Annotated in this window: 21 protein-coding genes and 3 pseudogenes; 6 read left to right on the forward strand and 18 right to left on the reverse strand. The window is 37.7% G+C overall.

Features of this window, described 5'->3' with window-relative positions; all coding sequences use genetic code 11:
- Nucleotides 1-3 precede the first annotated feature (3 nt).
- From RCG24_RS13450 to RCG24_RS13475, 6 genes are all read right to left on the reverse strand, one after another.
- Complete coding sequence (locus RCG24_RS13450; protein WP_202656067.1) at nt 4-1,608, reverse strand: amidohydrolase; 1,605 nt, start codon at nt 1,606-1,608, stop codon at nt 4-6.
- A gap of 15 nt (nt 1,609-1,623) precedes the next feature.
- Entirely contained in the window at nt 1,624-2,988 is a 1,365-nt protein-coding gene (locus tag RCG24_RS13455) for an APC family permease (protein WP_308077251.1), read from the reverse strand.
- 573 nt (nt 2,989-3,561) lie between these two features.
- A complete protein-coding gene (locus RCG24_RS13460) occupies nt 3,562-4,164 on the reverse strand; it encodes a response regulator transcription factor (RefSeq protein ID WP_308077252.1) in 603 nt (200 codons plus the stop codon).
- A complete protein-coding gene (locus RCG24_RS13465) occupies nt 4,161-5,300 on the reverse strand; it encodes a sensor histidine kinase (RefSeq protein WP_308077253.1) in 1,140 nt (379 codons plus the stop codon). Before RCG24_RS13465 ends, RCG24_RS13460 begins: the two co-directional genes overlap by 4 nt.
- A 7-nt stretch (nt 5,301-5,307) precedes the next feature.
- On the reverse strand, nt 5,308-6,045 hold the full coding sequence (locus tag RCG24_RS13470) for an ABC transporter permease (RefSeq protein ID WP_308077254.1): 738 nt from the start codon (nt 6,043-6,045) through the stop codon (nt 5,308-5,310).
- Nucleotide 6,046: 1 nt separating this feature from the next.
- A complete protein-coding gene (locus RCG24_RS13475) occupies nt 6,047-6,949 on the reverse strand; it encodes an ABC transporter ATP-binding protein (protein ID WP_308077255.1) in 903 nt (300 codons plus the stop codon).
- A 353-nt stretch (nt 6,950-7,302) separates the two neighbouring features.
- Here RCG24_RS13475 and RCG24_RS13480 point away from each other — a divergent pair, with 353 nt between their 5' ends.
- Nucleotides 7,303-8,745: a L,D-transpeptidase gene (locus tag RCG24_RS13480; RefSeq protein ID WP_308077256.1), complete on the forward strand. Its 1,443-nt coding sequence runs from the start codon at nt 7,303-7,305 to the stop codon at nt 8,743-8,745.
- 513 nt (nt 8,746-9,258) lie between these two features.
- On the opposite strand, the gene RCG24_RS13485 is transcribed toward RCG24_RS13480, so the two are convergent.
- Entirely contained in the window at nt 9,259-9,828 is a 570-nt protein-coding gene (locus RCG24_RS13485; protein WP_202656074.1) for a DUF5626 family protein, read from the reverse strand.
- 172 nt (nt 9,829-10,000) lie between these two features.
- Here RCG24_RS13485 and RCG24_RS13490 point away from each other — a divergent pair, with 172 nt between their 5' ends.
- Entirely contained in the window at nt 10,001-10,138 is a 138-nt protein-coding gene (locus RCG24_RS13490; protein ID WP_202656075.1) for a hypothetical protein, read from the forward strand.
- Between the two features lie 43 nt (nt 10,139-10,181).
- A pseudogene (locus RCG24_RS13495) lies at nt 10,182-11,132 on the forward strand (transposase); the annotation flags it as partial.
- 537 nt (nt 11,133-11,669) lie between these two features.
- On the opposite strand, the pseudogene RCG24_RS13500 reads toward RCG24_RS13495, so the two are convergent.
- The 7 genes and pseudogenes from RCG24_RS13500 to RCG24_RS13530 all read right to left on the reverse strand — a co-directional run.
- A pseudogene (locus RCG24_RS13500) lies at nt 11,670-12,000 on the reverse strand (PTS system mannose/fructose/sorbose family transporter subunit IID); the annotation flags it as partial.
- A gap of 60 nt (nt 12,001-12,060) precedes the next feature.
- Nucleotides 12,061-12,378 (reverse strand): type II toxin-antitoxin system RelE/ParE family toxin, encoded by a 318-nt coding sequence (locus RCG24_RS13505; protein ID WP_202656076.1) that lies wholly within the window; start codon nt 12,376-12,378, stop codon nt 12,061-12,063.
- Nucleotides 12,371-12,772 carry an AbrB/MazE/SpoVT family DNA-binding domain-containing protein gene (locus RCG24_RS13510; RefSeq protein WP_202656077.1) on the reverse strand — a complete coding sequence of 134 codons (402 nt, stop codon included), beginning with the start codon at nt 12,770-12,772 and terminating at the stop codon, nt 12,371-12,373. Before RCG24_RS13510 ends, RCG24_RS13505 begins: the two co-directional genes overlap by 8 nt.
- A gap of 298 nt (nt 12,773-13,070) precedes the next feature.
- A complete protein-coding gene (locus RCG24_RS13515) occupies nt 13,071-13,982 on the reverse strand; it encodes a PTS system mannose/fructose/sorbose family transporter subunit IID (RefSeq protein ID WP_202656078.1) in 912 nt (303 codons plus the stop codon).
- Nucleotides 13,983-14,000: 18 nt separating this feature from the next.
- Entirely contained in the window at nt 14,001-14,807 is an 807-nt protein-coding gene (locus RCG24_RS13520) for a PTS mannose/fructose/sorbose transporter subunit IIC (protein WP_202656079.1), read from the reverse strand.
- A gap of 36 nt (nt 14,808-14,843) precedes the next feature.
- Entirely contained in the window at nt 14,844-15,812 is a 969-nt protein-coding gene (locus RCG24_RS13525; protein WP_202656080.1) for a mannose/fructose/sorbose PTS transporter subunit IIA, read from the reverse strand.
- 777 nt (nt 15,813-16,589) lie between these two features.
- Entirely contained in the window at nt 16,590-16,964 is a 375-nt protein-coding gene (locus tag RCG24_RS13530) for a DUF956 family protein (RefSeq protein WP_202656081.1), read from the reverse strand.
- A 292-nt stretch (nt 16,965-17,256) separates the two neighbouring features.
- On the opposite strand from RCG24_RS13530, the gene RCG24_RS21310 reads away from it, so the two are divergent.
- Nucleotides 17,257-17,709, forward strand: a complete 453-nt coding sequence (locus RCG24_RS21310; protein WP_374049096.1) for a CBO0543 family protein — start codon at nt 17,257-17,259, stop codon at nt 17,707-17,709.
- 39 nt (nt 17,710-17,748) lie between these two features.
- Here the strand turns inward: RCG24_RS21310 and RCG24_RS13535 are convergent, their stop codons facing one another.
- From RCG24_RS13535 to RCG24_RS13545, 3 genes and pseudogenes are all read right to left on the reverse strand, one after another.
- The gene (locus RCG24_RS13535) at nt 17,749-17,913 is read right to left on the reverse strand and encodes a hypothetical protein (RefSeq protein ID WP_308077257.1); all 165 of its coding nucleotides are present in this window, start codon (nt 17,911-17,913) and stop codon (nt 17,749-17,751) included.
- A 257-nt stretch (nt 17,914-18,170) separates the two neighbouring features.
- Nucleotides 18,171-18,353: pseudogene (locus RCG24_RS13540) on the reverse strand (hypothetical protein); the annotation flags it as partial.
- Nucleotides 18,354-18,681: 328 nt separating this feature from the next.
- Nucleotides 18,682-23,889: an AAA family ATPase gene (locus tag RCG24_RS13545; protein WP_308077258.1), complete on the reverse strand. Its 5,208-nt coding sequence runs from the start codon at nt 23,887-23,889 to the stop codon at nt 18,682-18,684.
- 179 nt (nt 23,890-24,068) lie between these two features.
- Between RCG24_RS13545 and RCG24_RS13550 the strand changes: the two genes are divergently transcribed.
- The gene (locus tag RCG24_RS13550; RefSeq protein WP_306792927.1) at nt 24,069-24,224 is read left to right on the forward strand and encodes an anti-repressor SinI family protein; all 156 of its coding nucleotides are present in this window, start codon (nt 24,069-24,071) and stop codon (nt 24,222-24,224) included.
- On the opposite strand, the gene RCG24_RS13555 is transcribed toward RCG24_RS13550, so the two are convergent.
- Nucleotides 24,211-24,906, reverse strand: coding sequence for a response regulator transcription factor (locus RCG24_RS13555; RefSeq protein WP_202653532.1), 696 nt, complete (start codon nt 24,904-24,906; stop codon nt 24,211-24,213). The genes RCG24_RS13550 and RCG24_RS13555 overlap by 14 nt on opposite strands.
- Nucleotides 24,907-25,653: 747 nt before the next feature.
- Here RCG24_RS13555 and RCG24_RS13560 point away from each other — a divergent pair.
- Entirely contained in the window at nt 25,654-26,529 is an 876-nt protein-coding gene (locus RCG24_RS13560; RefSeq protein ID WP_308077260.1) for an AraC family transcriptional regulator, read from the forward strand.
- Nucleotides 26,530-26,837: the final 308 nt, after the last annotated feature.

Raw genomic sequence — 26,837 nt, forward strand, 5'->3', positions numbered from 1 at the left:
TACTCAAAATGACCCCTCCTCAACTAATTCATAGACAACCTTTCCATCCACCATGGTAAAAATAACTTTTGTTTCTTTAATTTCTTCCACCGGTACGGCAAATAAATTGCGATCAAGGACAATGATGTCAGCTAATTTTCCTGCTTCAATGGTACCGAGTTCTTTTTCACGGAAAGACGCATAAGCTGGTGCCGCTGTATAAGCAAGCAAGGTATCCTTCAAGGAAATTTGCTCACCTTCGCCCCAAACAACCCCTTCATCATCCAATCTCGTTACAGCACGGTAAATCCCCGGAAACGGATTTAAGCCGACAACCGGATAGTCGGTACTGAACACAAGCTTTGCCCCATTGTCTGCAAGCGTTTTTTGTAAAAAGTTGTATTCCATTCTCTTCTTGCCAATCAGCTCTTCATAGACCGTCCTTTGGGTGACATTGATATGCTCCGGCTGGATGGACGGATGTACACCTAATTCACCAAACCGCTTAACATCATCGGGATGAAGCATTTCCACATGCTCAATCGCATGGCGCGAATCCCTGACGCCATTTTCCTGCTGAGCCGCTTCAAAGCAATCCAACGCCAATTGCACCGCACCATCACCGATGCAATGGAAGCGAACACGAAAACCGGCTTTATCGGCTGCTACCGTCCAGCTCTTAATTTCTTCAGCTGGAAAAACCGTACTGCCCTTTGTTACGGGATTATTTGTATACGGCTCGAGTAAATAAGCCGTATAGCTTGTCGTAACTCCATCGATAAACTGTTTAAAGCCAGCAAATTGCACCATGTTGGATTTATATTTTTCACGCAAGCTTTTTGCCCGTTCCAAATCCCCGTTCAGCGGAGCAACAAAATGAACCCGTGTTGTCAGTTTGCCTTTTTCCTCATATTCCGCATATAATTCTGCTTCTTCCGTACTCATATCTGGAATCCTTAGCAGATCATGAACCGATGTAACTCCGTATTTTGCTGCTTCTTGTAAGAAGCTATCAAGTAATTTTTCAAAATTAATGGGTAATACTTTGGTTACAAGGCCAACTGCATGTTCCAGCAGCAGCCCTGTCGGTTCGCCATTTTCATCCTTTACGATTTCACCATATGGAGGATTTTCCGTATTCCGGTCAATTCCTGCCAGCTCCAATGCTTTGGAGTTTGCCCATACACTATGAAACTCAGCTTGATATAATACGACAGGCCTGTCAGGGATCAACTCGTCCAAATATTTGCAGTGAACTTCCCCTTCAACCCACTGGTTTTGTTCCCAGCTGCACCCAATTACAAAGGGCTCATCCTTCTTTGTGTCAGCATAGTCTTTGACCATTTGCGCTGCTTCTTTTGCGGAACGTGCCGTATGGAGCCGAACACTGTCATTCAACATCCCGCCCAATAATAAGTGGATATGAAAATCATGGAATCCCGGCATAATAAGCTGGTCGCCAAAATCATAGATTTTTGTATTTTCATCTATATAATTTGAAAAACTACCAAGTTCGACGACATCAATAATTCTATTGTCTTTTAGTAATATCGATGCCGGTTCTGGAAGGTCTGCTTTCCCTGTAAAGACAGACTCCCCGTTAATTACAACATCAGCTATAAATGTCATCCTCTACCTCTCTCCTTACATTGAAAGATCTTTATTTGTTTCCTCCACATTCACAAAATCCATTTGCGGCGGTTGAACCCGGAATAGTTTGGTTTTATAAATTAAATAAAGTAAACCCACTGCTGCCCAAATACATCCCAATGTCATCGACTTCACATCGAGATCACTCCATAATTTTAAGGAAATGCCAGCTCCGATTATTGGAATGATTAAATACTGAATTGTTCCTCTTAGAGAGCGCTGTTTTCCTTTTATAAAATAATGGGCAACAACACTTAAGTTAACAAAGGTAAAGGCAAATAATGCGCCAAAGTTAATAAAAGAGGTGATCGTTACCAAATCGGTAAACAATGCCGCTAGTGCAATAATACCAACTAGGATAATATTATTCGCTGGCGTTCTAAATTTAGGATGGATATAGGCAAAAAATTTCTTTGGAATCACCGAATCTCGGCCCATCGCAAAAAGAATCCTCGAAACACTGGCATGAGAAGCCGTGGCGGAGGTGAAACAAGTAACGACTATCGCTGCGATGAAAAGGGCATTAAAAAGTGTACCACCGATTATTTTCGCCACTTCAATTGATGCAGTATCCAAATTTTTGTACGACGTAAAATCCGGGTGAATGAGATGTGCCAAATACGAGATGATGATAAAACAAGTACCAGCAAACAGGGTGACAAACTGAATCGCCTTTGGAATCGTCTTTGCCGGTTTAATCGTCTCTTCCGCAAACGTTGTCAAGGCATCAAACCCTAAAAAGGATAAACATAAAATCGATGCACCTGAGAAAACAGCAATGATCGAAGTATGCTCATTCATAAACGGTTGAAGTGAAAAAACAGTACCTTGCCCCGTTCCGTTTATTAGTGCCTTAATGCTTAAAATAACGAAGATAATCAGTACAAGATATTGAAATCCGAGTAGAATCATATTCATCGTTACGGTTACCTTCATACCAATCAGGTTGAAAGCTGTTACAAGGACAATCATGCCGATAATCCACACACTTAGTGGTATACTCGGGAAATAATCCGTCATGTATAGGCCCAAAATAAGAAAATTAATCATCGGAATAAACAAATAATCCATCAGAATGACCCATCCGACCATAAACCCTAAGTGCGAGCTAATTGATTTTTGCGTATAGGAATAGGCGGAGCCGGCGATCGGAAATGCCTTCGACATCCTTCCATAACTATAGGCGGTAAATAGCATGGCAATCAGGGCAACCAAATAAGCAGCAGGTGTTGCACCTCTTGAAATGTCTTCGACAATTCCAAAGGTTGAAAAGACTGTTAGCGGTGCCATGTACGCAAGTCCCAATAAAACTAAATGAAAGAAATTTAATGACCGTTTTAATTGCACTGTTTTCTCCATAAATTCACATTCCCCCTTCGTTATTTAGGAATGCAAATTTTGTGCCAAGGTTTTAAATTATTACTATAATTTAAATATTTAGAATTTTATAGTTAAATTTTCATATATTCATATGCAAATCCGAATATTATATTCAGTTACGCATACCCAGAAGAGTGAAAACTGCTATATTTTACCAAAATACACAAACTAATCACCGCATTAATAATGGGGTCAGTTCCCCAGTCTGGTAAAGCTTTAATACACTGGGGGACTGACCCTAGATTCCTTTAAAATCCAAGAAGTCAAACTATCGCTAGCTACTCTGATCTTCACCACAATTAATTTCAAATAAGTTAAGTAAATTTTTCAAATTGTCATTAAATTCTTTAGACGGATAGCTCATTAAGTGATCTATTAACGAGGTACTAAAGACCAAATTGTGTTATTTGTTCAGTTGAACAGCTCCTTAAAGATTTTTTCATCTTCTATTCATGTAAAGCAGATTCCAATAATAGACGGTCATAGTCATAGAAGGATATATGACCCACTAGAAGAACGCTGTATGGATTGGACGGCACAGTGCCACAGATGTTAAATCCACCCTTTTGTTTCAGCGATACTTGCTGCTTCTGTACGATTCTTAGCTCCTAGTTTATGGATAATTTCCGATATATAGTTACGAACTGTGCCGGATGATAAGAAAAGGGCTTCGGTAATTTCCTTGGTGGTTTTTCCTAATGCAGCGAGGCGCAATATTTCCTGCTCTCTTTCGGTGAGTGGATTTTCCTCACGGATTACATCAAAGGTAAGTTCCGGACTAAATATTCGTTTCCCTTTCATGCATTTGCGAATAGCATCTGCAAGTTCACTAATTTCGCCATCCTTCAGCAGATAGCCGTGTACACCGCTTTTAACAGCTCTTTCAAAATATCCGGGGCGGGCAAAGGTTGTCAAAATGATCACCTTGGTTAAGGAGCCTCTTTGGGTCAGCTCCGCAGCTACATCTAACCCGCTTAAGAGCGGCATTTCAATATCCATTAAGCAAACATCGGGTTTCAGCTTGAGAATGGCCGAGAGCGCCTCCTCGCCATTCACCGCTTGACCAATAACCTCCATATCCTCCTCCATATCAAGTAAGGAGCCTAATGCACTTAACAGCATCCGTTGATCTTCTGCAATAAATATTCGAATCATGTAATTGCCCCCTTCCGCCACTCTTTCTTAATAATCGGAATGGCCATTTCCAACACAGTACCGTTACGGGTGGAAAGCTTGAGATCCCCGTCAATTAATCTCAATCTCTCTTCCATCCCACGTAAACCATTGCCAAACGGTTTGTTTTTATCAAGACCCATCCCGTCATCATGAACCACTATTTTGATTTTTTCGGGAGATTGTGAGAGTGAAATTGTACAATGCGTTGCCTTGCTATGTTTAACGACATTAGTTGCAGCCTCACGAATACACATGCTTACAATATTTTGCGTTAGTGGAGGAATTTTTGAAAAATCTGCCTCTCCGCCGTATTGGTAAGTAATTTCCGCAGCTCTCAATAACTGCTGAACTTGAATGAGTTCCTCGGCAATGGTGATTGTGCGCATATCGGAAACAAGTTCCCGAACCTGTTTTAGAGCAGCTCTTGAGGTTACTTCCATTTCTCTTGCTTCCAGCTGGGCACGTTCAGAATCGATGGCAACTAAACGCTGAACCAGTTGGCTTTTCAATGTGAGCAAGGAAAGGGTATGGCCCAGTTTGTCATGAAGATCGCGGGCAATCCGCACACGTTCTTCACGCTTTACTAATTCAGCGATATGCTGATTTGCCTGGTCAAGCTTCCGTTCGAGCTCCATTCTTCGATTCATTGAGCGCACACCAAAAGGTGATATGAGCATGACGATCAGAAAAGGAACAAAATATAACAGTTCTTCTGAGGAAAGCAAGGTTTTTGTTTTAATAGTATGATAAATAAATGGAGTCAAAAGAACCAAACCAAGAGCGGCCAGTCCTTGGTAGAATTTTGGCTTTTCACGATAATAGCCGATAAAGTTAGCAGGAAAAAATCCTAAAAAGATGTAGTTTAAATTGTAAAACACACTAAAAATGAAAATGATTGAAAGCTGTAAGGCCAACCAATATGTGAATGATTTTTTTCCTGCGGCAAAATAAAGCTGGCGATACGTAATGAAGAATAGCAGCACCATTCCATAGCCAATAAGCTGTTTCATCCCGGTTTCTTTTGATAAATAATAGACAGGAAATAGAATATAGATTAAAAAGATATAAGGAAAGAAGCCAAATTGGCTGGGAAACAGTCTGATTGACTTTTTCATTTCTTGATCACGCCGCTTCTTGTTTTCTTCTAATATATTTTGATAGTAACATGAACACGACTAAATAAGCGAATAAGATCACAATATTTTTCCAGCTGGGCAGCCCGCCTTGAACAATTTCCCATGCGCCGCTGCCAAAATGATAGGATGGCAGCCAATGGCCGATGCTTTGCATGGCTTTTGGCATAATCTCAAGCGGCATCCACATACCGCCGCAGACTGCCAGCACCATATAAAGAACATTGCTGATTCCAGCCGCTGTTTCCACTTTTTTCATTAGTCCAAATAAAGTTCCCATCGCAAGAAACGGGATTGATCCAAGCAAAATCCACAAACCGCTCATGAACCATTCCATTGGAGTCAGTGAGATCCGATTAATGATGGCTCCCGCAAGAAAAATAACCGTGATTGACAGGATATGAATAACGCTTTGACTAACCATCTGGGCTGAAAAATAAATATGATCGGGAAGGGGCGTAAGACGGATGAACGTAGACCATCCCTGTGTACGCTCCTGAACCATGCGAATTCCAAGGGTCATAATAGACGAGCCCATCACACTAAAGGCAGTCATTGACATTAAGTAATGAGCCTTCCAAGCTGCAGGATCGGCGGCATTGGTATTAACCACGTTGGTAAAAATATAATAGAAGATGATTGGCATCATCAATGACCAAAAAACAAAATATCGGTTTCGAAGCACCCGTTTGATTTCCATTTTACATTGCATTTGAAATGCTTTCATTTTATATAGCCTCCTTATTTTCACCGGTTAGCTGGCTAAACGCTTCTTCCAGATTTCCACTTTCAATTTGGATGTCATGAGCCCCAATTTTTTCTTGAAAAAGCAGCTCCAGTATTCTGTCTGTATGATCTGAATAGATGTATACACGATTGTTTTTTCGAAAAATCTGCTCAATCTCAGGATGATGATAAAGAATTTCCAGTGATTTTTCAGGATCCGTTAAAAACGATACAGCCTTCTTGGAAATTCTCGATTTAATTTGCTGGGGCGTTCCATCGGCAACGATACTGCCATCTTTAAATAGCAGGATTCTCTGGGCATTATCATCTGCTTCCTGTAAGTAGTGAGTAGAAAAAATGATTGTCTTTCCTTTATTTGCAAATGTGTTGATCGTTTGCCAAAACCGCTGTCTGGAGGTAATATCCATGCCAACCGTTGGTTCATCAAAGATCATGAACTCAGGGTTTCCGGCAAGTGCTAAAGCAAAGTTTAAACGGCGTTTCTGCCCGCCGGATAATTTTTCTGTCCGGGTTTTTAAATCCTGCCCTGTGAGACCGGTTAAATTGACAAGATCCTTTAAGGGCAAAGGCTCGGGATAATAACTCCTAATAAGCATAAGAATTTCGTTTATCGTCAGCCCTGGCATCACACTGACTTCCTGCAGCATGGTGCCGATCTTCTGGCGGACATGCAGTTCCTGTGGTTGGCTGTTGAATAGTTTAATGTCACCGGTTGTCGGTTTTAGCAGCCCCAAAATCATCGAAATGGTGGTCGTCTTTCCAGCACCATTCGGGCCAAGAATGGCTGTCACCTCACCTTTCTTCATTGAAAAACTGATATTATTAACCGCTGTTTTATATTTAAATGATTTTGTTACATTTTCCAAACGTAAAACCTCGTTCATCCTCCAACACCTCCTGGTTTGTTCATCTTATTGTATGTGTACGGAGAAGGTTTTCTTAGTAAGAAATGTCAGCATTATGGGGTGACAATTGTCATTTTGTTGATTTAGTGCTTAATCCATCTGAGAACCTCTCATGACTAAAGTCACGAGGTTCTAAGGTACCTTTATTTAGCCTTCGGATAAAATTAAAATTTTAACATACTCAAAAACTGACAATGTTTGAATATGACATCTTGTAAAATAGTGGTATAAATTACCTGACTTTTTAAAAATGTGGTAACCAATAATGCAATATCCATTGTTCATGGCTATAAGATGTTAACAGCGGAAGGTCAGTTATGGGGGGATACTTTATGGAAAGCACGGTAAATAATCAAGAAATGGAGAAACAACGGGTAAATTCAACTAAGTGGTATGCAAACTGGAAGTTTATCACAGCCAGTATTATCTTTATTATCGCGCTTTTCATTACAGCAGGCAGCTACTATCAGATAACCCATTTTAATTCACAAATCAAGATTAATGGCATCAAAGTCGGTGGAATGACCGCTGATCAGGCACTAAAAAAATTAAAAACAACCGTATTAAAAAATGTAATCTATGTTGGAGATCAACCAATTTTCGACGGAAAAGATACAAAGATGGTCTTTTCGGATAAGGATCTGCCTGACCTTAAAAAATTATTAAAGAGCCAGTGGACTTTTTTTCCTTCCTCAAAAGCGAAAGATTATTCATTAATGCCCAATAACCAGGATCAGTATCGAAATCAGACGTTAAAAAAACAAGTGGAAGAAAAGCTACTAGCGATGAATAAGCGCTTAAAAGCACCACAAGATGCCATGGTTCATTTGAAACAAGGCAAAATTATTGTTACAAACAGTATTCCTGGAGAACAGTTTGATGTCACCAGTCTTTTGAAGGACTACGAAAAGCACAAGTACATTAGTGAAATTCGGCTCAATCCCGTATACAAACAGCCAATTAAAGAAGACAGCGAGTATGTAAAAAATCAACAGAAACAGTTTGAAGAATTCCTTGCCGAGACCATTAATTACAAGGTGCAGGATAAAGTTCATACGTTAAAAGCGAGCGAATTAATTAAAAATGCCTCTATTTCAAAGGATTTACAGATTAAGATTGAGGACGCGGGTGATATAGAGAAAAGAATAACCAAAATTAACAATGCCCAATCCACTTTAAATAAGGATTTTAAATTCAAGACCCATTCGGGCTCAGTGATATCGGTTAAAGGCAGAGGCTATGGCTGGGCCATCAATGTTAACAAAGAAATACCCCGTATTATCAAAGCTTTTGAAAATAGGAAAAAATCCATTTCCGCCTCTAATATTTACGGATATGGCTGGAATGGTGAAGGCTATGGATATGGCACAACCGCCAATAACGGTATTGGCCATACCTATGCTGAAGTCTCCCTTGCCCAGCAGCGAATATGGATCTACAAAAACGGGAAATTAGTTGTCACAACGAATGTCGTCACTGGTAACAACAGCACCGGTCATAATACCTCACCTGGCGTGTGGTATATCCTCTATAAGCAAACACCTTCCGTGTTAACGGGAAGAGAAAATGGAAAGATCATTTATCAGGTCCCTGTTAAATATTGGGCTCCTTTTACAAATGACGGACAGGGATTCCACGATGCCAGCTGGCGAGGCAATTGGGGAAGCAACGCCTATCTTACAAACGGGTCGCATGGCTGTGTCAACACACCGCCAAGCATTATGAGATCTGTGTATGATAATCTCAGCCCCTATGATCCGGTTGTTGTTTATTGAGTATTGAGGTATGGAAGGTTGTTCCAAAAGTATAACTTTTTTGGAACAGCCTTCTCTTTCTTTTCAAAGAGTGGTTGTAATGAACAAAGCAAAAAACAGAGCAATCAATTAACCCAATTGAAACAAAAGTGGATTTAGATGATAAAGAAAAAATTAAATATCTTTGGAATAGTCAATTGAAAAAGTCGGTATCAAATTAATAGTCAAAACAACTGACGAAACTGAGCACACCTTTGGTTCGTTTGGAATAGATTTAGATGAACAAGCAGGTACTATGAGGCATCTTTGTGGTCTCCCTTATTAAGGTTTACTTGTCGAAAGCATAGAAATTTTGCCTATATTTATTGATAATCACAATGGTAAGTTTTTGTTTTGGTATATGAAAAATAGCTCATGCTAACAGGTGAACAAATGTCTAAATTGGTCCATCTCAGTGTGCTATTTGAAACTTGTATCTAATAAACATATATAAAGATGCAGTTTTGGAGTAAACTGCATCTTTTAAATTATAATCTACATTCTTGAAGAAACGGTTACTTTGTTATCGGTTAATTTTGCTTTTAAATATACATTGGAACCACCCAATCCACCTACCCAAGAAACATTTGCATCATATGAAGCTGCCTTATTGGTATAAGTCAAGGAATGATCATACAAATATCCCCCAATGACCCAATGATCTTTACCATAGGCATTGGTAAATTTAGACCCTGATGTATCTTTTGGAATATATACATCTACATAATAACTCATTCCCAAATAAGGAGTGTTTCCCGAAATCTTAAATCCTTTTGTCGTGCCATAAGGGAATAGGTGAGAATGCCCGGGAGTCAAACTCGCAATAGATAAAGCATTATCTCCACTAATTTCATAAAGAGGCTCTATGGTGATCGTTACTTCTTCTCCTTCTTTATCAGTAAAATTTACTTCCTTCATTTCATTTGAAGCCACATCGAATGTTATGACATTTTCTTTTTCACATTCTTTACTTGGCAATTCGGCTGCACTAGCATTCAAATACCCGCCAAAAATAAAAAGACCTAAAATAACCACAAAAGCCCCCAACCATTTCCAATTCTTCATTTCTATTAATCCTACCTTTTAAAATATATAATATTTGGTAAACACTTGATAGTTTACCATTATAATACCAATTTTTAAATAAAATCTACTAAAATGTCACAAATTATACAAATTTGTCCATATTATCAAGTGATATAATAAAAATCAATTATAAAAAAGGAGGGGATAGGTGATGGGTTTTGGGGCGATTCCATTATTTCTTTTTATGATCATACCTGCAGCGTATATCGTATGGGCTTCCACAACAATGATAAAATTACAAAGAGAGAAAATAGAGCTATTAAAATCAATTGATAGCAAAATGAATTAATTTCATAATTATGAGCCCTACGGGCTCAAGGCTTTTAAACACTGAAACTGTGGCTATAGATGCCACACACTTTGAAGCCAAGGATCAAGCACCTCCAAAGGGAGAAAAATCAAAAACCGAACCCAAGAAACGTGGGCGAAAATCAAAAGAAGAAAGAGAACAATGGTTAATTGAAAAAGCTGAACGCGAAGCCAACCTACCTATTTTTGAAAAGAAGATAGAAAACCAATTAGACGTTCCGTTAGATCAACTTCGTGCTGAAATTCCTCAAAATCCGGAGTGGGGTGTGAAGAAAAACAGCGAAGGAAAGAATGTTTTTTGGTATGGCTATAAGGCGCATTTAGCGGTGGGAACAAAAAGCCAATATATTCTTCAATCTCTCTTTTCTTCCGGAAATTTGAATGACGGAAAGGCAGCGATCCCTTTGTTAAAAGGAATCCATGAGCGTGTTCAACTTTCAACTTTACGTTATCAAACGATGGATGCTGGTTATGACTACGAACCGATTTATGAACAGATACACAAAATGGGTCAACAATCGGTTATTGCCTATAATAAGCGTAATGAACCTGAACCCGAAGGGTTTGATAAACATTTCGCTCCGACTTGTTTTCGTGAACACTCCTACCGATATGATAGTTTTGATCAAAAATACGAAACGCTTAAATATACACGCCCAAAGGAATGTAAAGAATGTCCGTTGGCAAATGAAGGTATTTGCCAAAAGATCTATAAAGTGAAAATCACGACAGATCTTCGGAAATATACCGCACCAGCCCGAGGCTCTAAAGCTTGGAAAACCATCTTTAAACGCCGTACCGCAGTGGAACGGGTGAATGCTTATCTCAAGTTATACTTTCAATTAGACAATGTCCGTTATCGTACCGGAAAACGTGCCAAAGTTCATTTTGACCTCGTAACCTTAGTTTATAATGCTTCAAAATTAGCTGTGGATCGTATTAATGCATCGTTAAATCAACAACAAGTTGCTTAAAATACAGACCGTATAGAATAGTTGTTTTCATTTCCAAACCTGTTGATTGGAGTGGAAGGCGGCGACTCCTCGAAAATGCTAAGGCATTTCCTTCGTGCGTGGGCTGTTCAAGAAGTAATTCAGTGTCCTGCGGGAAAAGCGTGGCTAGGTGAGACCCCGCAGGAGCGAAGTGACGAGGAGGCTCACGGACCGCCCGCGGAAAGCGTCCGCCTGGAACGGAAATCAACACAATGTTTAAGAGATAAAAACTTAAAAAATTTTTACATCAAATTTTCTGTTAGTCTGTGTTTATTTAAAAAAGCGATTTATGAAATTGATTCAAATAAATAAAAATTAAAAAATATCTGACAGGGGATTTTTTTATCGCTCTTTATTTAAAGTAACAAGAGTTTACATATTTTTCATTAAATTTCGGGAAAAAGGTATTATTAAGCACCTCCTTAAGTTGATAGGTTTATTATACAAGGAGGTGCTGCGCTATGAGTTGATTGAATACAGGCTTATATTTGCTCTTTGAAAAAAGCCAGGCAAACGTATTCAATACATTAAGTGGATTAAGTGGAATATAATACCACCTGCAAACAACCCAAGAATCATAACGATTCGAGAAACTATCTTCTTAAGCAATCACATGCAAAGAATCGTTAACACCAATCCAGCTAAACCAGGAATTAAGCTATCCAAGCTGGCTTATAAAGTAGTAACTTTAACAGGTTCTAATGAAAGACTGGCAGCTTGCAACGCCTCTTTTAATCCCTTGTACTCCGGAAGGTAAATGATTCCAGTCAATATAAGCACCTTTGGAAAGTTAAACTTGGAATACAACAGGCATGAATTTTTCAGATACCCAACGGTTAACTAAAGAACCATTGGCAGTCCATCTTGCTTAGTGAAATATAAAAAAACGACTCAGTTCCCCTGGTCGTTCCTATAAATTCAGATAGCGTTTTAATTCCTCATAAAAATTCTCCCTCGGCCCCATCATCAAAACAAGAATAAGTTGGCCGTTTGCATCTTCTTCCAGAGTATAACAAAGCTCGTAATTGGTTCTTAAATGACTAATATCAACACAGCTGAAACCTTTTAAATCACCTTTTTTAGGCTCATCAATAGTCGGATCTATCCGAATAGCTGTAATGGCATCATTGACTTTATTGAACAATGCTCGGTCTGTTTTCCTAATTTTTTTTAGCTGCTTTGCTGCACGATCACTTAGCTTAAAGGGGAATAATCCACTACTACTCATCCTCTTCGTCGTCCCCCACTAAATCTAAGTAATCATCTAAACTTCCTGTAATCACTGGATTTTCCATTGCTTCTTTTTTCATTCGGTCAAGAGCTTTCGGAATTTCAGATTTAATTCGGCTGAAACGTTGAATCAATTCCTCACCGCTGTACCCTTGGTGAACAAGATCTTTTAAAATATCCTCTGAAAAATCCACAACTTCGTATTCAGCCGGACGAATAACAATTTCCTTTCCAGTAAATTCAACAAGAGCTTCATCTGATAAGTTCAAAGCGTCATAAAAGTCTTTTGGAATATTAATTTGTCGCTGCTTGGAAACTTTAACACGGCGAACCGGTTTCCTATTCAATTCACCCATGGCTTTACTTCCTTTCGGTAAAATAGCTGTTTCCATAAGTTATGCCCCCTTTTCGAGAAAAAACACAGTTTCTTTAAAATTTTATTCCTTTATTTCTTAATTTTAAAGTTATTCTTCCACTTTTACAATCAAAAAGACCAGACTGAACAAAAATGAATGACTAAACATAGCATATGGTTTTTTCTACATGATAGAGGAATAAGGTTTTTGTTTTGGCATATAAAAAGCACCTCCTTAAGTTGATAGGTTTATCATACAAGGAGGTGCTGCTCTATGCGTTAATGGAATACAGGCTTATATTTGCTCTTTGAAAAAAGCTAGGCAAACGTATTTACTACATTAAGTGAATTAAATGGAAGACGATACCAACCACGAACAATCCAAGAATCATAACGATTGGAGAAACTTTCTTCTTAAGCAACCACATGCAAAGAAGCGTTAACAACAATCCAGCTAGACCAGGAATTAAGCTATCCAAGTTGGCTTGTAAAGTAGTTACTTTAACAGGTTCTAATGAAAGACCGGCAGCTTGCTGTTGCAACGCCTCTTTAATCCCTTGCGCTCCGGCAGGCAGTTTATCCCAGTCAATATAAGCACCTTTGGAAAGTTTAACTTCGGATACAACAGGCGTGAATTTTACAGATACCCAACGGTTAACCAATGAACCCAGGATGAACATCCCCAGAATGGATGCACCTTTCGTGATATCTTGAAGTAATCCGCCAGATAAGTCGTCCGTAATTTTAGAACCAGCTTTGTAACCAAATTCTTGTGTATACCACATGAATCCCATCCGGATGAGATTCCATAAAACGAAGAAAATAATTGGTCCAAGGATGTTACCGGTCAAAGCAAGGGAAGCTCCTAATGCACCAAGGATTGGTCTAACCGTAAACCAGAAAACTGGATCCCCAACCCCTGCTAAAGGCCCCATCATACCGACTTTAACCCCTTGAATTGCTGTGTCGTCAACCGGAGCGCCATTTGCACGTTCTTCTTCAAGGGCTAACGTTACACCAATAACAGGTGAAGCAACATATGGGTGAGTATTAAAGAACTCTAAGTGACGTTTTAGTGCAGCAGAACGATCCTCTTTCGTTTTATATAATCTTTTGATGGCGGGAATCATCGTATATGCCCAACCGCCGTTTTGCATACGTTCATAGTTCCAAGAACCTTGAAGGAAAGTGGAACGCCACCAAACAGAAATACGATCTTTTTTTGATAATCTTAATTCATTTGCCATTTTTATGCGCCCTCCTTCTTAGTAACTATCAATAATATCGCCTAGTGGATCACCAGTGTTAGAATTTCCGCCATTACCTGAACCGCCTTGTTTAGAAAGCGCTAAATAGATAAGGGCAAGAGCTATACCAATAGCACCTAGGCCGATAAGTGTAATTTGTGAAATACATGCTAATACAAAACCAATCACGAAGAATGGCCATACTTCTCTTGTAGCCATCATGTTAATAACCATTGCATAACCAACGGCTACGACCATTCCCCCGCCGATGGCTAAACCGTCTGTTAGCCACAATGGCATAGAGGAAAGTAAGTCTCTAACCGGACCTGCACCAATAGCTAAAATTAATGCAGCTGGGATGGCAATACGTAACCCTTGCATACAGATCGCAGTGATTTGCCAGAATTCAACTTTTCTGATGTTGCCTTCTTGAGCAGCAGCATCCATAAAATGTACGATTGCTGTTGCAAGTGTACGAACGATGATTGTTAATAAAAGACCAGCAACTGCAAGCGGAACAGCAATCGCAATCGCAGAAGCCACACCAGCTTTACCTTGGCCACTTAAAACTAAAATAATAGCAGAGGCAACTGAGGCTAACGCAGCATCCGGCGCTACGGCAGCTCCGATGTTTGCCCAACCTAATGCGATCAATTGAAGCGTACCACCTAGGATAAGACATGGTACTAAGTTTCCTGTAACTAAGCCAATCAACGTACAAGCAACGAGTGGTTGGTGGAATTGGAATTCATCCAAAATTCCTTCCATACCAGCTAAAAACGCTACGATAAAGACTAATATTATTTGAATAATATTTAAATCCATGATTACTAATCCTCCCTTTACTCCTGATCATCAGGATTATTTTTGTTTGTTTAACTCCTCTTGAGCCTTCTTGATAATTTCATCCATGTCGCCTTTTGAATCGTTCGGAACTTTGCGCACATCGAAGTTCAAACCAAGTTCTTTTAACTTTTTAAAGGTATCAATATCATCTTGGCTAAAGGCCAACACCTTATTTGGTTGAACTTTACCAGGTGAGTGTGCCATCGAACCAACGTTGATGGTCTTTAATGGAACGCCACCTTCAACCGCTCTAAGCGCATCTTGCGGGTTTTCGAAAAGAAGTAACGCGCGCTGGCCGCCAAAGTGTTGATCATCTTTAGCAAGTTCGATCATTTTATGGACAGGAACAACATGTGCCTTTACACCTGGAGGAGCAGCCTGTTGGATCAGTTTTTTACGAAGTTCATCCTTAGCTACTGCATCAGATACAACGATGATCCGTGTAGGCTGTGTCGTTTTTGTCCAAGCAGTCGCTACTTGTCCGTGAAGTAAACGTGAGTCAATGCGTGCTAACACGTATTCAAATTTACCAGGGGCACCTGCTTTTGATGGCCCGGCAGAAGCTTTTGCAGATACTGCTGGTTCTAAGCTTTCCGGTTTTACTTTAACCCCTTCTTTAGCTGTGCCCAAAATATGCGCAGCAATTTCATGCGCTGTGTTCATTGAGAAGCGTGATGCAAAAGCTTCAATCAACATTGGCAAGTTCATACCAGCCACGATTGCCCAGTTGTCTTTGTGTTCTTCAAACAAGCTGTTGGCTTGGTTGAAAGGAGTTCCACCCCAAAGATCGACTAAGAATAATACTTCGTCTTGGTTGTCGAAAGAGGCGATTGCTTCTTTCATTTTTGCCTTTACAACATCAGGTCCTTCGCTCGGCATCAATGTTACAGCTTTTACATTTTCTTGTTTTCCAAAGATCATCTCTGCGGATTGCAAGATACCATTGGCAAAATCACCGTGACTAGCAATGATAATTCCTACCATCTTCTTACCTCCTCTTATTATTGTTACAGCAAAATAATATAAATAAGTTCTAAAAAACCTGTAACCAAAATGAATGCAGCATCTTTTCTTTTTTGATTAGTTGTATCAGATCAGTTTTTCGACCCATAGGCACTGGTGGATTCCAACTAATCATTTCGGCTTCGGCTGTTTTGATAATCTCCCTTGAAAACTCACCATGAGTCGCAACAACAAGTGAAATTAATTCCGACCATCCTTGTTTTTTCTGGATTCACAACCTTCACTTTTTATAATGCATAAATCGTGCCAACCTTTGTATCAACCCTTACTATTTAATATTTCCCTATTCTCATTTCTATATTAAAACTAAAAAAGCCTGTTGCTCCGCCTGTTTGCGGATAGAAAAAAATTGTCCCATTTTAGAACAATTTCTTCATACAATACACATTTTAGACAATATAAAACGCTATCATGCAGAATGATAGCGTTTTTTGATACACAAACTATATTTTTTTGTAATTTAATACACTTATTTTTAATTGCACAGCACTTTCGATACACTTGTGATAATTTCGCTGAAAGTTACGAATGTATTACTTCCTACAGTTCCTTGCCGCCGAACTCTTTTAAAATCAGATCAGCAACATCTTCTCCAATTTAATGGCCGTTCGCTAACTGACTTGCTAATCGTCAGAATCGCTTTCGGTTTCCCTTCTAAGGTTTAGCAGTTTTGATGTTAACAATTATGGATTTGTCTCTACAAAAAAAGACAAGTTCCACCCTGTCTTGTATGTTAAATTATTTTTTTTTAGATTTTCTCTTCAAGCCGCGTTTGATAACATCAAAGAAACTTAATGATTGAACCATATGATTCGGATCAACGTATTCACGAATGGCTCGCAACACTTTTTTCGGATCTTTAGAAGAAAATGAAAACGTCCCATTCCGCTTAGTTTGGATAGCATAACGTGGGATCCATTTTCCTTTGAACATGACGGAAGCGATCACGTAATCAACTTCTTCCCAAGGAATTTGAATAAACTTACGGACATCACGATCATTGAAGAATTCAAATCCTTTGTCTCCGATCATAATTTTACCATATTCCGCAATTCCAATATGGGAGGTTGCATCAACAACTAAATCGACTTTTGTATTGATTGATTGAACCATTTGATGTACTCCATTTCTTTCTTTTATTAAAAATTATTATACGGTGTTTTATCACTTTAAGCAAAAAATACTTAGGACAAGGTCCACAAACATTATAATAAAAAAGAATTCGTTGCTTAATGGAATTGTTAGGGTGAGGAGAATACTTTATAAATTTTATGAAAAAATATAGTGATATAGAGCTTATACCATTGAGGAGGTTATTAGGGCCGAACCAGTTTCTTCTTATGTAAGTAACGGTAAGTATAACGGTTATTAAGGAAGGAAAATTAACTTGTGGATACTTATTTATATGCTTTTTATCATTTTTAACCTAGTCGCATTTTTTGTACCGAAAAGGATCAATAAGATTGAAATTTATACCACCTGTTTTTTTGCTTATACTTACGGTTTGACAACTGATTTAATATTCGATATGCACTATGATCTTTATGGCTATTTTCAAAAGGGCTTTCAATGGAAAGCGTTTTTGGGGATCCTTTTATATTTTCCCTCAATTAGCCTTTTATTTCTCAATTTTTATCCTTCAGAGAAAAAGATCGTTAAAAAAGTACTTTATATTATGCTTTGGTCATTATTTTCCGTCACTTTTGAGTGGATTTCCATGCATACTGAGTTTTTTTACCATAATGGGTGGAAACTTTGGTATTCTGCGATATTATATCCGATTATCTTCTTAATTCTTGTGATAAATTTGAGGTTTATTCAAAAAATTAATAACTCAAGTTCCGGACATGATAAATGAACCTCAACACTTGATATTATAGGGATAGGACCGATTTAATCATAAAGCTACACTAGTATTAAGTAACTGTTTTTGCAAATAGTCAGGTAATTTGCTGAAAAACCGATCAAAAAATTTGTTGATTGGCTCGTCAGTTAAAAGACACTCTTTTGCCATTGTTGAACCGGCCAATTCCAAAATAGTCATCAATCTCATATTTCGCATATCAAAAACAGAATAGGCTAATTTTGGAGTATTTGTTTTTAAAAATTGAAAATATAAAGCCAATTAGCAATAAAGTAATTGAAATTTGAATTATATAAGCCCCGATAATCCCTGTTGTTAAGAAAGGGATAGCTAATACTGGAAAAAGAAATTGAAAAGAATTAAGTATTATCTTTGGCAAAAAAATCACCCTTTACATTTTACTTATATTTTATTCCGAGTTTTCTTATCTTTGCCTTGATAAAAGTACAGGACTTAAGAAATCTACTATTGGCTTGGACGAAAATAATGTAAATTTCGTCATTTTTCCAACTTCGGCCACTTTCCCATTCCTGATAAAGATAATAGCCCATTTCCTCCAAAAACCAACCCCAAAAATCAATAGATTTTTCTAAATTTGAAACATATATTTCAATATGGTGAAGTAGTCCTTTGGACACATGATAACCTCCATACTTTTAAAATATATTACATTCATTGTAATTATCTACTAACAAATATTCGTGTATTAGCTCCAAAAAATTTGCTTTTTTAAAATTACTAATGAATTTACTTTTGATGATTTCCTTTTCAATGGCAATTTCAACGGTTTTATTGATTAGCAGATCCAAAAGGATAAAGGGCGGATAAAGTACAAAAATCTGCTCGATTAGACTGCCGTAATCGGTGTCACCTTTATACCTGTAAGCTCATCCTTTTATTTTGGTCAGTTACTAAATTTATTGTTTAAAAAAGTCGCCAACTTTATCTCGCCGCCGTGCTTCACCATTAAACCATTTCCACTTCCTCTACATACTGAACAATCGGTAATCGAATAGAAAAGGTAGTTCCTTTGCCTTCTTCACTTTCTACCCAAATTTCTCCATTGTGATTCGTAATAATTTCTTTGCATATGGAAAGACCGAGTCCGTGGCCTTTTTGGTTAGCAGTATTACTTGTCTTTGAGTAATAACGATCAAAAACAAATGGCAACTCCTCTTTCGGAATACCAGGGCCGGTATCACGGATGCTTAGAATAACTTGTTTCAAATCATCATCATTGCGCAATAAGAAGATGATTTCACCAAATGTTGTATACTTAATAGCATTTGTTATTAAGTTAGAAAACACTAGTTCCATACGCTCAAGATCAACCTCCACCATTGGCGGCAAATCTGTAGAACTGACAAGTTGATTATCAAATCTGCATATTAAACCATTGTTCATAATTTCATATTTATATTTTTGATAGATATGGTTCATAAGCCGATCAACCGGGATGAAATCAAATGAGAATTGTATTTGTCCTGATTCCAATTGGGACAATTGAAATAAATCCTGTATGAGTAATTGCAAATCATCTATTCGTTTCATACTTTTCAACAAAAAATCATTCAGATTCTCCTCCTTAATTACTCCATCCAAAATGGCTTCCAGATATCCTTTTATAGAAGTAATAGGGGCGCGTAGATCATGGGATATATTGGATAAAAAATGTCTGCGTGATTGTCTAGACTGCTCGAGCTCTTGGTTGAGCTCTTCAAGATGACGATTCGCATTTTTCAACTCTTCTGTACGTTTTGTGACATTAGCCTCCAGATTTTCGTAAAGGTATGCATTTTCAATAGAAATCGCCGCCTGAGTCGAAAGAAACGAAAGAAAATGAATCATTTCTTCTGTAAAGGCATGGGTTGCTTTATTATTTTCCAAATAAAGAATCCCTATTAAATTTCCATTTTTTATAATTGGAAGACATAATAATGATTTCAGTTTTCTATGTTTAATATAGTGGTCTTCTGTAAACATCCCTTCTGATGATGCATCATCCAGCACAATTGTTTCTGTACTCGACTCCACATAACGGATTATACTTTCACACATAACTTTCATTCCTGAAATCGGCAGACCTATTTGACTATCCATCTCATTTTCTTCCAAACTTTTCTGTGCACCGATGACTAACTGATCATCCCTTTTATACATTAAAAATCCCCTGTCTGCCCCTCCATATTCCATTGTGATATCCAATAGTTTATTCAACAATTTACTTAGAATAATTTCCTTCGAAATACTTTGAGTCGCTTGTAATGCAGCATGAATATCAAAAAGCGGTTCATTTGCCCGTTCCTTTACAATGACAGATGGAATAAGGCCATGACTATCTTCCAGTATTTGTTGTGCTTTGGCTTTGGCCCCCCACCTTAAATAAGACTGATAAGCTTCTAGGAAAAAGGCGTTGGCAAGTTTCGTATGCCCTTTCCTCGCAAAATACCTTGCAGCACACTCATTGCAAATCGCCACATCCTGTATAAAACCATGTTTCTCTGCGTAATTGATGCTGTCATTATAAAAGGAAAAAATAGACTGCTCCTCTTGCTTTAACCCTGCCATCTCCGCTTTTAGCAGTAAATACTTATGCAAGTAATTTTCAGGTGCTAATTCAGCCCATTTTTTTAATTTCTTTATACACTGATTCATTCTTTTTCTAATGGACCTTTTTTCTCTCTCCGTAACGGCCACATTATAAAAACGCGAGAGCCATAACCCATGGTAAAAATAATATTCAGGTACAATGACAAGCGTTAATCGTTTGCTGACAAGCGGTATTAGCGCTTGTAGCAACTCTTTGGCAAAATCCCTCTGATCAAACAAATAGGCCATTTGCAGCCTTAGCGTGTAGTGAATAATTTTCGCCGAGTCATCATCAAGGATTTCTTTAAATTTCCAAGGGTTCACGGGATTTCCACCATTTAAAAATTGAAGCCAGTGATACAGCTCTGTCATAAATCCTTTTGAAATCGAATATTGGATTTGACTAACAAATTGTATTTGTTTGTCAATCCCACCCATTACTTCCTCTATAGGTGTTCCTTTAATAAATAATGTGATAACGATAAAAGAACTATTTGCTCCAGCCAGATGTATATTACCTGCTTCCAAACAATATCGCTGTGACGTCTCTAAATAAGTTAGACTTTTGCTCACTGGGTTTTTCCAATGATTCACAAAAGTTCCAAACACAAACTGAACTCTTCCTTTTATACTTACCACTCCATAACGCTCAGCAAGGTCATAAGCCAGTTTGCTAAATTCATAACTGCCTTTATAGTCATTAAAACCCGAACTCAAAATAAGTGAATAATTATTAAAAACTAATGCGCTAATATCTGTTAAACCATTTTTAAGGGTGAATCTCAATGCTCTCAGCATCAGTAAAGTAGCCAGATTTTGATTAGCATGGAAAGCAGGACCATTCATCGAGATAAATGTTTGCAAAATCAGATACTGATCTTTATTCGTTATTTCTGGAAAATTCAAAAGGTCCTCTTTACTTTTTCCATTAAGTGCTAGTTTCGTTTGTACATATTCTTTTATTATTGCCGCCATACCCGGATTTTCAGGCAAGTGAATCCCAAATAGCCTTAAACCCTCAATCCCAGATTTTACGGCATCCTTTACCCTATGAACATGTGTATATAACGTGATTTTCAAATTGTAAATCTCTAGTTTCTCATAAGGTGATTGTGCATGGAGAAGAATGTCATTGAATGTTTTTTCTGCTTTCTCAAATTGACTCGTTAAATATTGACATTCTCCCAAACCTTTCATAAAACGAAAAGTCAATGGATAATACTCTTTCCAATTATCGGAGATTAACTTCTTCGCAGCTTCAAAATATTTCAATGCTTCTTGAAAAGCAGCAGAAGCTTTTGCTCTTTCCCCTGCATCAATATTCCATTCCGTTACTTGCAAGATCTCATGATCATTTAGTAGACGTTTGCTTAAATTGAAATGTTTGACAATCGTGAATAGCTGGTCCTCTATGTGATGACTAGACATAACCAGTAAGCGTCCGATTGTTACATGGGCCTGTTCTTGTTCCTCTTTTGTCATAGTGGAATAAATAGCCTGTTGCACCTTATCATGAAGAAAGCGATAAGCTGGAGGATCGTTTTCTATAAGTAGGTTTTCTTCCTCAGGAAACACCCATTGATAGATCACACCGTTTGGAATGATTAAACCTGCTTCAAGTGCAGGCCATAAATCATCAGACGCTTCTCTATAGCTGCTTCCTGAAATAATCGATAACGTTTTCAAATTAAATTTATTTCCTATACAGGAAGACAGCCGCAGCAAATGCTGGGTAGACTTGGGAAGCATGCGGATTCTTTCTACTATAAAATCGACAATATCTTCTTTAACCGGTTTATCTGTTATGCGTTTAATATCGGCAATCCATTTCCCTTTGTTAGGCTCCAATAACAAATAGCCATCCTCATAATAGGATTGTAGAAGTTGCTTCATATATAGAGGGTTTCCTTGTGTAATCCTGTGCAAGAATGCAGAAAGGTCTGCCACATGTTCCCCTCTATCCATTAAAGAGTCCTCTACCCATTCTTGAATGTTTTCCTTCCCAAGAGTATGTAGAGGGACTTCCTTAATAGGAATATCAGCCTCCCGGACCCTTTGGATTGTTTTTAATAAGGGATGGGTTACCCCCACTTCATTATCCCTATATGCCCCAATCAACATCAAATATTGACAATTCCCCTGTGTAACCAGATATTCAATCAGCTCCAAGGAAGCAAGATCAGCCCACTGCAAATCATCGAGAAAAAGCACAAGCGGGTGGTTCTTAGCGGCGAAAATGTTAACAAACTGTTGAAATGTAAATAAAAATTGTTTCTGAGTATCGCCTGACAAACTTTCATTTTCATAAGTTTGTTCCCCTAATAGCCATTTAAGCTCGGGAATCATAGTGGTGAGCATGGCGATATTCCCTGTCAATTCTTGTTCAAGTTTTTCTTTCCATCGCTGAATGAGTATTGGACTTTCCGTCATAATTTGCCGAATAAGAGATTGAAATGCATGCATGATCGGAGCATATGGAACCTGTCGATGCAGCTGTTCGAATTTTCCTGAAATAAAATACCCATTCTCCCCAACGAGCGGTTTATGAATCTCATTCACAAGGGAAGTTTTCCCCATTCCTGAATTGCCATAAATGAGCACAAACCCCAAATCTCCTTGGCGAACCTGGTTGAAAATCGTTTCGATTTGTTTTACTTCCTGTTCACGTCCATATAGTTTGCATGCAGATTCAAAAATGCTGTTGATATCTTTTTTTCCAATTTGAAAAGGTTCTACTTTACCAAACGAATGTAGCTGAGTTAGGCAAATCACTAAATCCTCTTTTACACCAAAAGCACTGCTATATCTACTTTCTGGTGTTTTTGCTAATAATTTCATTATGATAGCTGACACCATATCTGGAATATCCTTTTTTACCTTTTTCGGCTCAAGAGGCATCCTTGCTAAATGAGCATGTACTAGCTTAATAGGGTCATTACTCGTAAATGGGAGCTTTCCTGTAAACAGCTGATAAAGCGTAACACCTAATGAATATAAATCAGTACGATAATCCATTGATCGATTCATACGTCCCGTTTGTTCAGGTGAAATGTAGGGTAAATGACAATCTACAGCATTTGGGCGGACTGTCACGAAATAATTTTCTTGTTTCAAAGTAGTTGCATGATTAAATCCCGTTAATTTGATCCTATATGTTTTTGGATTGATCAAAATATTTTCTGGATTAATATTTTTATGAATGATTTGTTGCTGATGAATATAAGATAAAGCCGATGCTATATTTACCGCGATTTGTAAGGAGTCCGTTATATGGAACCCAGGATTGGATAAAAACAGCTCACTTACGGTTATACATGGGAAATATTCGAACACTATATAGGGGGAATTTAAATGCTTACCCATATTTAATGGTCGAAGGATAAAATCACCTTCTAATTTTCCGCTTACATTGTACTCGTGATAAATTGAAGCTGCTTCATGCGAAGTCATATGATAATTCTTTAGCACCTTTATTAGAACTTGCTTCTTCATTACCGTGGAATATCCCCTATAGAAGCAGCTCGTTTCGGTTTCGGTTTCTTTGGTCAACAACTTGTATCCTGGCAAATTGATTTGATCAGTCATTCATATCACCTACATATTTAGAAAATCAATTGTATAAGGAACATCTAAATTCAATGAATTTTTATTCCCATAGGGAAGGTTTAGTATTTATGTAAATTTAAGCAGGACTTTAACAAAACTTTAAATTGTCCAATTATACTATAACTACAGTGAATACGGTATTCTGGAGGGTGATTAAAATGAATAAAAACGAGATTATGACTGATCAAGTTCCTACAGTTGAGCAATATAAAGAATGGTTACTGTTAATCTTAGAGGCGAAAAAAATAGGCTTACAGCCAAATGAAATTAGGGAATTTCTCAGAAACTCTAAAAGTAAATCTAGGAAATGCTAAATTTATATCCAAACCCTCTAACCGTAGATATATATATCGGTTTTGATGGATTCGTTTCTATTTTTTTACGTAAATTGCTTATATGAACCATAACAGTTCGATAATCGCCAAGGCTGTCTTCTCCCCATATAGCATCAAATAATTGCTCGACACTATACACTCTATTTGGATGTTCTGCAAGTAAGCGTAACAGCATGAACTCCTTTGCAGATAGTGGGATCTCCCTGCCATTTTTTTTTACAACATAATTCTCTTTTTCAATGACTAGATCCGAGAAGGAAAGAATTGCTTTTTTTTGCTCAGATGCTTTGGCTTCTTCATCATCCTTCAGATCCCGATAACGCCGTAAATGCGCTTTCACCTTTGCCACGAGTAAACCTGGACTGAAAGGCTTCGTAATATAATCATCTCCACCAATTCGATGCCCTAGAATTTGCTCGACATCGTCTTCCCTTGCACTCAAAAACAGGATGGGCGCTTGCGTTGTTTTACGCAATATTTGACATAGTTCAAATCCATCCATATCCGGAAGAGAGACATCTAGAATGAATAAATCGGGCTTCTGTTCCTCCGCTATTCTAACTGCGGTTGCTCCATCCCCAGCAAAAAACAATTGAAATCCTTCTCTTTCCAAATATAGTTTTTGTATTTCTTGAATACTAGCATCATCATCAACAAGCATAATTTTTTCCCCCACATAAAACACTCCTTCCCATTGACTCTGATTTTTGGATTCAAGTATAGGAATGGTCCTGAACGGGTGTATCTTGAAGGTATACTAAAGACTTCTACATGAAAATATCTACTCAAAACTTATCTAAGGGCAAAATGATAACTATACTTATAACGTACTTAAATTCCGAAAAGTAACAAAACTTGATACTATTCAACTATTTTTATTATAAGTGATTGAGTGATAAGTTTCAATTTTGCAAAATAAAGCCAGCAGAGCCTGACAGCCATCTAAGTTAATACTCATTCTCCGCCGTACTGATACTGATCAGGTGCTATCCCTTTACTTGCTTTCACAAATGGACGAAATGGCTCTGGTTTCACCCCATGAATATGGTCAACTTTAGGGGCTGTCAAAAAAGGTGATTTACACTACAACTTTGTAACAAATAGAAACAGCCAAGAAACCAGTATTCATGCGGTATCGAGGCTGTCTTTTATTTGTTATAACTGCAAAAGTCAGGATATAATAAATTTAGTGAAAGTTCGCAACGATAGTAGAAGGGCTCGTAAGCATGATGGCTAAAATTTTTACCATAATAAAAAATTAAAGATGAATATTTCTCTATGGTCAGAGTGGTATACAAAATATCAATTAACCTATCTTTACATATGACATTTGTGCAAAAGTTGTACACTTAGTGCAAAGCAAAATTATAATGTTCTCTTTAATATATTTATAACGGAGGATAAACTTATGAACAGTAGTAAAGCATTTCATGATGTAATACAATATCTTGAAAAAACCATTTCTGATGGCTACGAAATAGATTATAACGAAATATCGAAAATTACTACTAGTCCGGCAGCTTTATTCCAGCGCATTTTTGTTTTTGTATCCGGAGTCAGCATCTCCGATTATGTAAGAAAGCGCAAACTGACATTAGCCGGATATGATCTGAAAAATAGCGATGTTTCTGTTCTAGATGTAGCAATAAAATATGGTTTTCAATCACATTCTTCATTTTCACGAGCGTTTAAAGAACATCATGGTATCACACCGTCAGAAGCGAAGCTAGAAACTACTAAACTAAATAATTATCCTCCGATTAATTATTTAGAAATGAGATTTATAGGAGGAAAACGTATTATGGCAGAAATGAAAAAGATTATTTATAAAGAAACCAAAGAACGCTTAATGGTAGGAATGTATCGTGAAACCTCATTTTTTGAGGCTGGAAATGTATGGAGAGACTTCTTCAAAAGTGACATTATTGAGAACTTAAAACTGCTGTCAGATGCAAAATGTTGCGAAGATATTGATTCAAATGATGGCATAGGTATGATGTATAATTTTAAAGATATGAATAATTTTGACTTCATTATCGGCGATTTTGTACAGGTCGGTACAGAAATACCAGAGGGTCTGCATGCAAAATATGTTCCTGGCGGCTTAACTGCGCATGTTCAGATTGAAGGGAATAATATTGCAGAAATACTTGATTCAGCCTATTTGTTAATTACTGAAGCAATTGAAAAAACTGACAGAGAAATTGATCATGATAATTTTTACTGGTGTGAAGTATACACGCACGAACGTTTTAGTATGCCTTTAAATGGGGGGAAAAGGTAACAATAGATTATATATTGCCTGTTAAAACAAAATGAAGGATTAGTGCTTATGTTTGTAAGTGCTAACAAGATACCTATATACACACTTTGGCAAAAGATTTTGGAACACGATTATTGCCTGCCTCACTATCACGTAGAACCAGATGGTTAGCATTTTATGTCATTTCACTGTTTCAACAGCTATTCTCTTTTAAAGAAGGCATCGCTCCTTACAGCCGTTTCTGTTCAGACTATCTGCAGGATTCTGGAAAGCATACATTATGAAATGAAAAGTTACCGTAGGCTGCCTTCATTGATGAATTCTGGGCA

The sequence above is a fragment of the Neobacillus sp. OS1-32 genome (genome assembly GCF_030915425.1).
GTDB lineage: Bacteria > Bacillota > Bacilli > Bacillales > Cytobacillaceae > Neobacillus > Neobacillus paridis.

Coding starts and splice junctions, on each gene's coding strand:
- RCG24_RS13450 (WP_202656067.1), bottom strand. CDS start 1,608: ATGACATTTATAGCTGATGTTGTAATTAACGGGGAGTCTGTCTTTACA.
- RCG24_RS13455 (WP_308077251.1), bottom strand. CDS start 2,988: ATGGAGAAAACAGTGCAATTAAAACGGTCATTAAATTTCTTTCATTTA.
- RCG24_RS13460 (WP_308077252.1), bottom strand. CDS start 4,164: ATGATTCGAATATTTATTGCAGAAGATCAACGGATGCTGTTAAGTGCA.
- RCG24_RS13465 (WP_308077253.1), bottom strand. CDS start 5,300: ATGAAAAAGTCAATCAGACTGTTTCCCAGCCAATTTGGCTTCTTTCCT.
- RCG24_RS13470 (WP_308077254.1), bottom strand. CDS start 6,045: ATGAAAGCATTTCAAATGCAATGTAAAATGGAAATCAAACGGGTGCTT.
- RCG24_RS13475 (WP_308077255.1), bottom strand. CDS start 6,949: ATGAACGAGGTTTTACGTTTGGAAAATGTAACAAAATCATTTAAATAT.
- RCG24_RS13480 (WP_308077256.1), top strand. CDS start 7,303: ATGGAAAGCACGGTAAATAATCAAGAAATGGAGAAACAACGGGTAAAT.
- RCG24_RS13485 (WP_202656074.1), bottom strand. CDS start 9,828: ATGAAGAATTGGAAATGGTTGGGGGCTTTTGTGGTTATTTTAGGTCTT.
- RCG24_RS13490 (WP_202656075.1), top strand. CDS start 10,001: ATGGGTTTTGGGGCGATTCCATTATTTCTTTTTATGATCATACCTGCA.
- RCG24_RS13505 (WP_202656076.1), bottom strand. CDS start 12,378: ATGAGTAGTAGTGGATTATTCCCCTTTAAGCTAAGTGATCGTGCAGCA.
- RCG24_RS13510 (WP_202656077.1), bottom strand. CDS start 12,772: ATGGAAACAGCTATTTTACCGAAAGGAAGTAAAGCCATGGGTGAATTG.
- RCG24_RS13515 (WP_202656078.1), bottom strand. CDS start 13,982: ATGGCAAATGAATTAAGATTATCAAAAAAAGATCGTATTTCTGTTTGG.
- RCG24_RS13520 (WP_202656079.1), bottom strand. CDS start 14,807: ATGGATTTAAATATTATTCAAATAATATTAGTCTTTATCGTAGCGTTT.
- RCG24_RS13525 (WP_202656080.1), bottom strand. CDS start 15,812: ATGGTAGGAATTATCATTGCTAGTCACGGTGATTTTGCCAATGGTATC.
- RCG24_RS13530 (WP_202656081.1), bottom strand. CDS start 16,964: ATGGTTCAATCAATCAATACAAAAGTCGATTTAGTTGTTGATGCAACC.
- RCG24_RS21310 (WP_374049096.1), top strand. CDS start 17,257: ATGCTTTTTATCATTTTTAACCTAGTCGCATTTTTTGTACCGAAAAGG.
- RCG24_RS13535 (WP_308077257.1), bottom strand. CDS start 17,913: ATGCGAAATATGAGATTGATGACTATTTTGGAATTGGCCGGTTCAACA.
- RCG24_RS13545 (WP_308077258.1), bottom strand. CDS start 23,889: ATGACTGATCAAATCAATTTGCCAGGATACAAGTTGTTGACCAAAGAA.
- RCG24_RS13550 (WP_306792927.1), top strand. CDS start 24,069: ATGAATAAAAACGAGATTATGACTGATCAAGTTCCTACAGTTGAGCAA.
- RCG24_RS13555 (WP_202653532.1), bottom strand. CDS start 24,906: ATGCTTGTTGATGATGATGCTAGTATTCAAGAAATACAAAAACTATAT.
- RCG24_RS13560 (WP_308077260.1), top strand. CDS start 25,654: ATGAACAGTAGTAAAGCATTTCATGATGTAATACAATATCTTGAAAAA.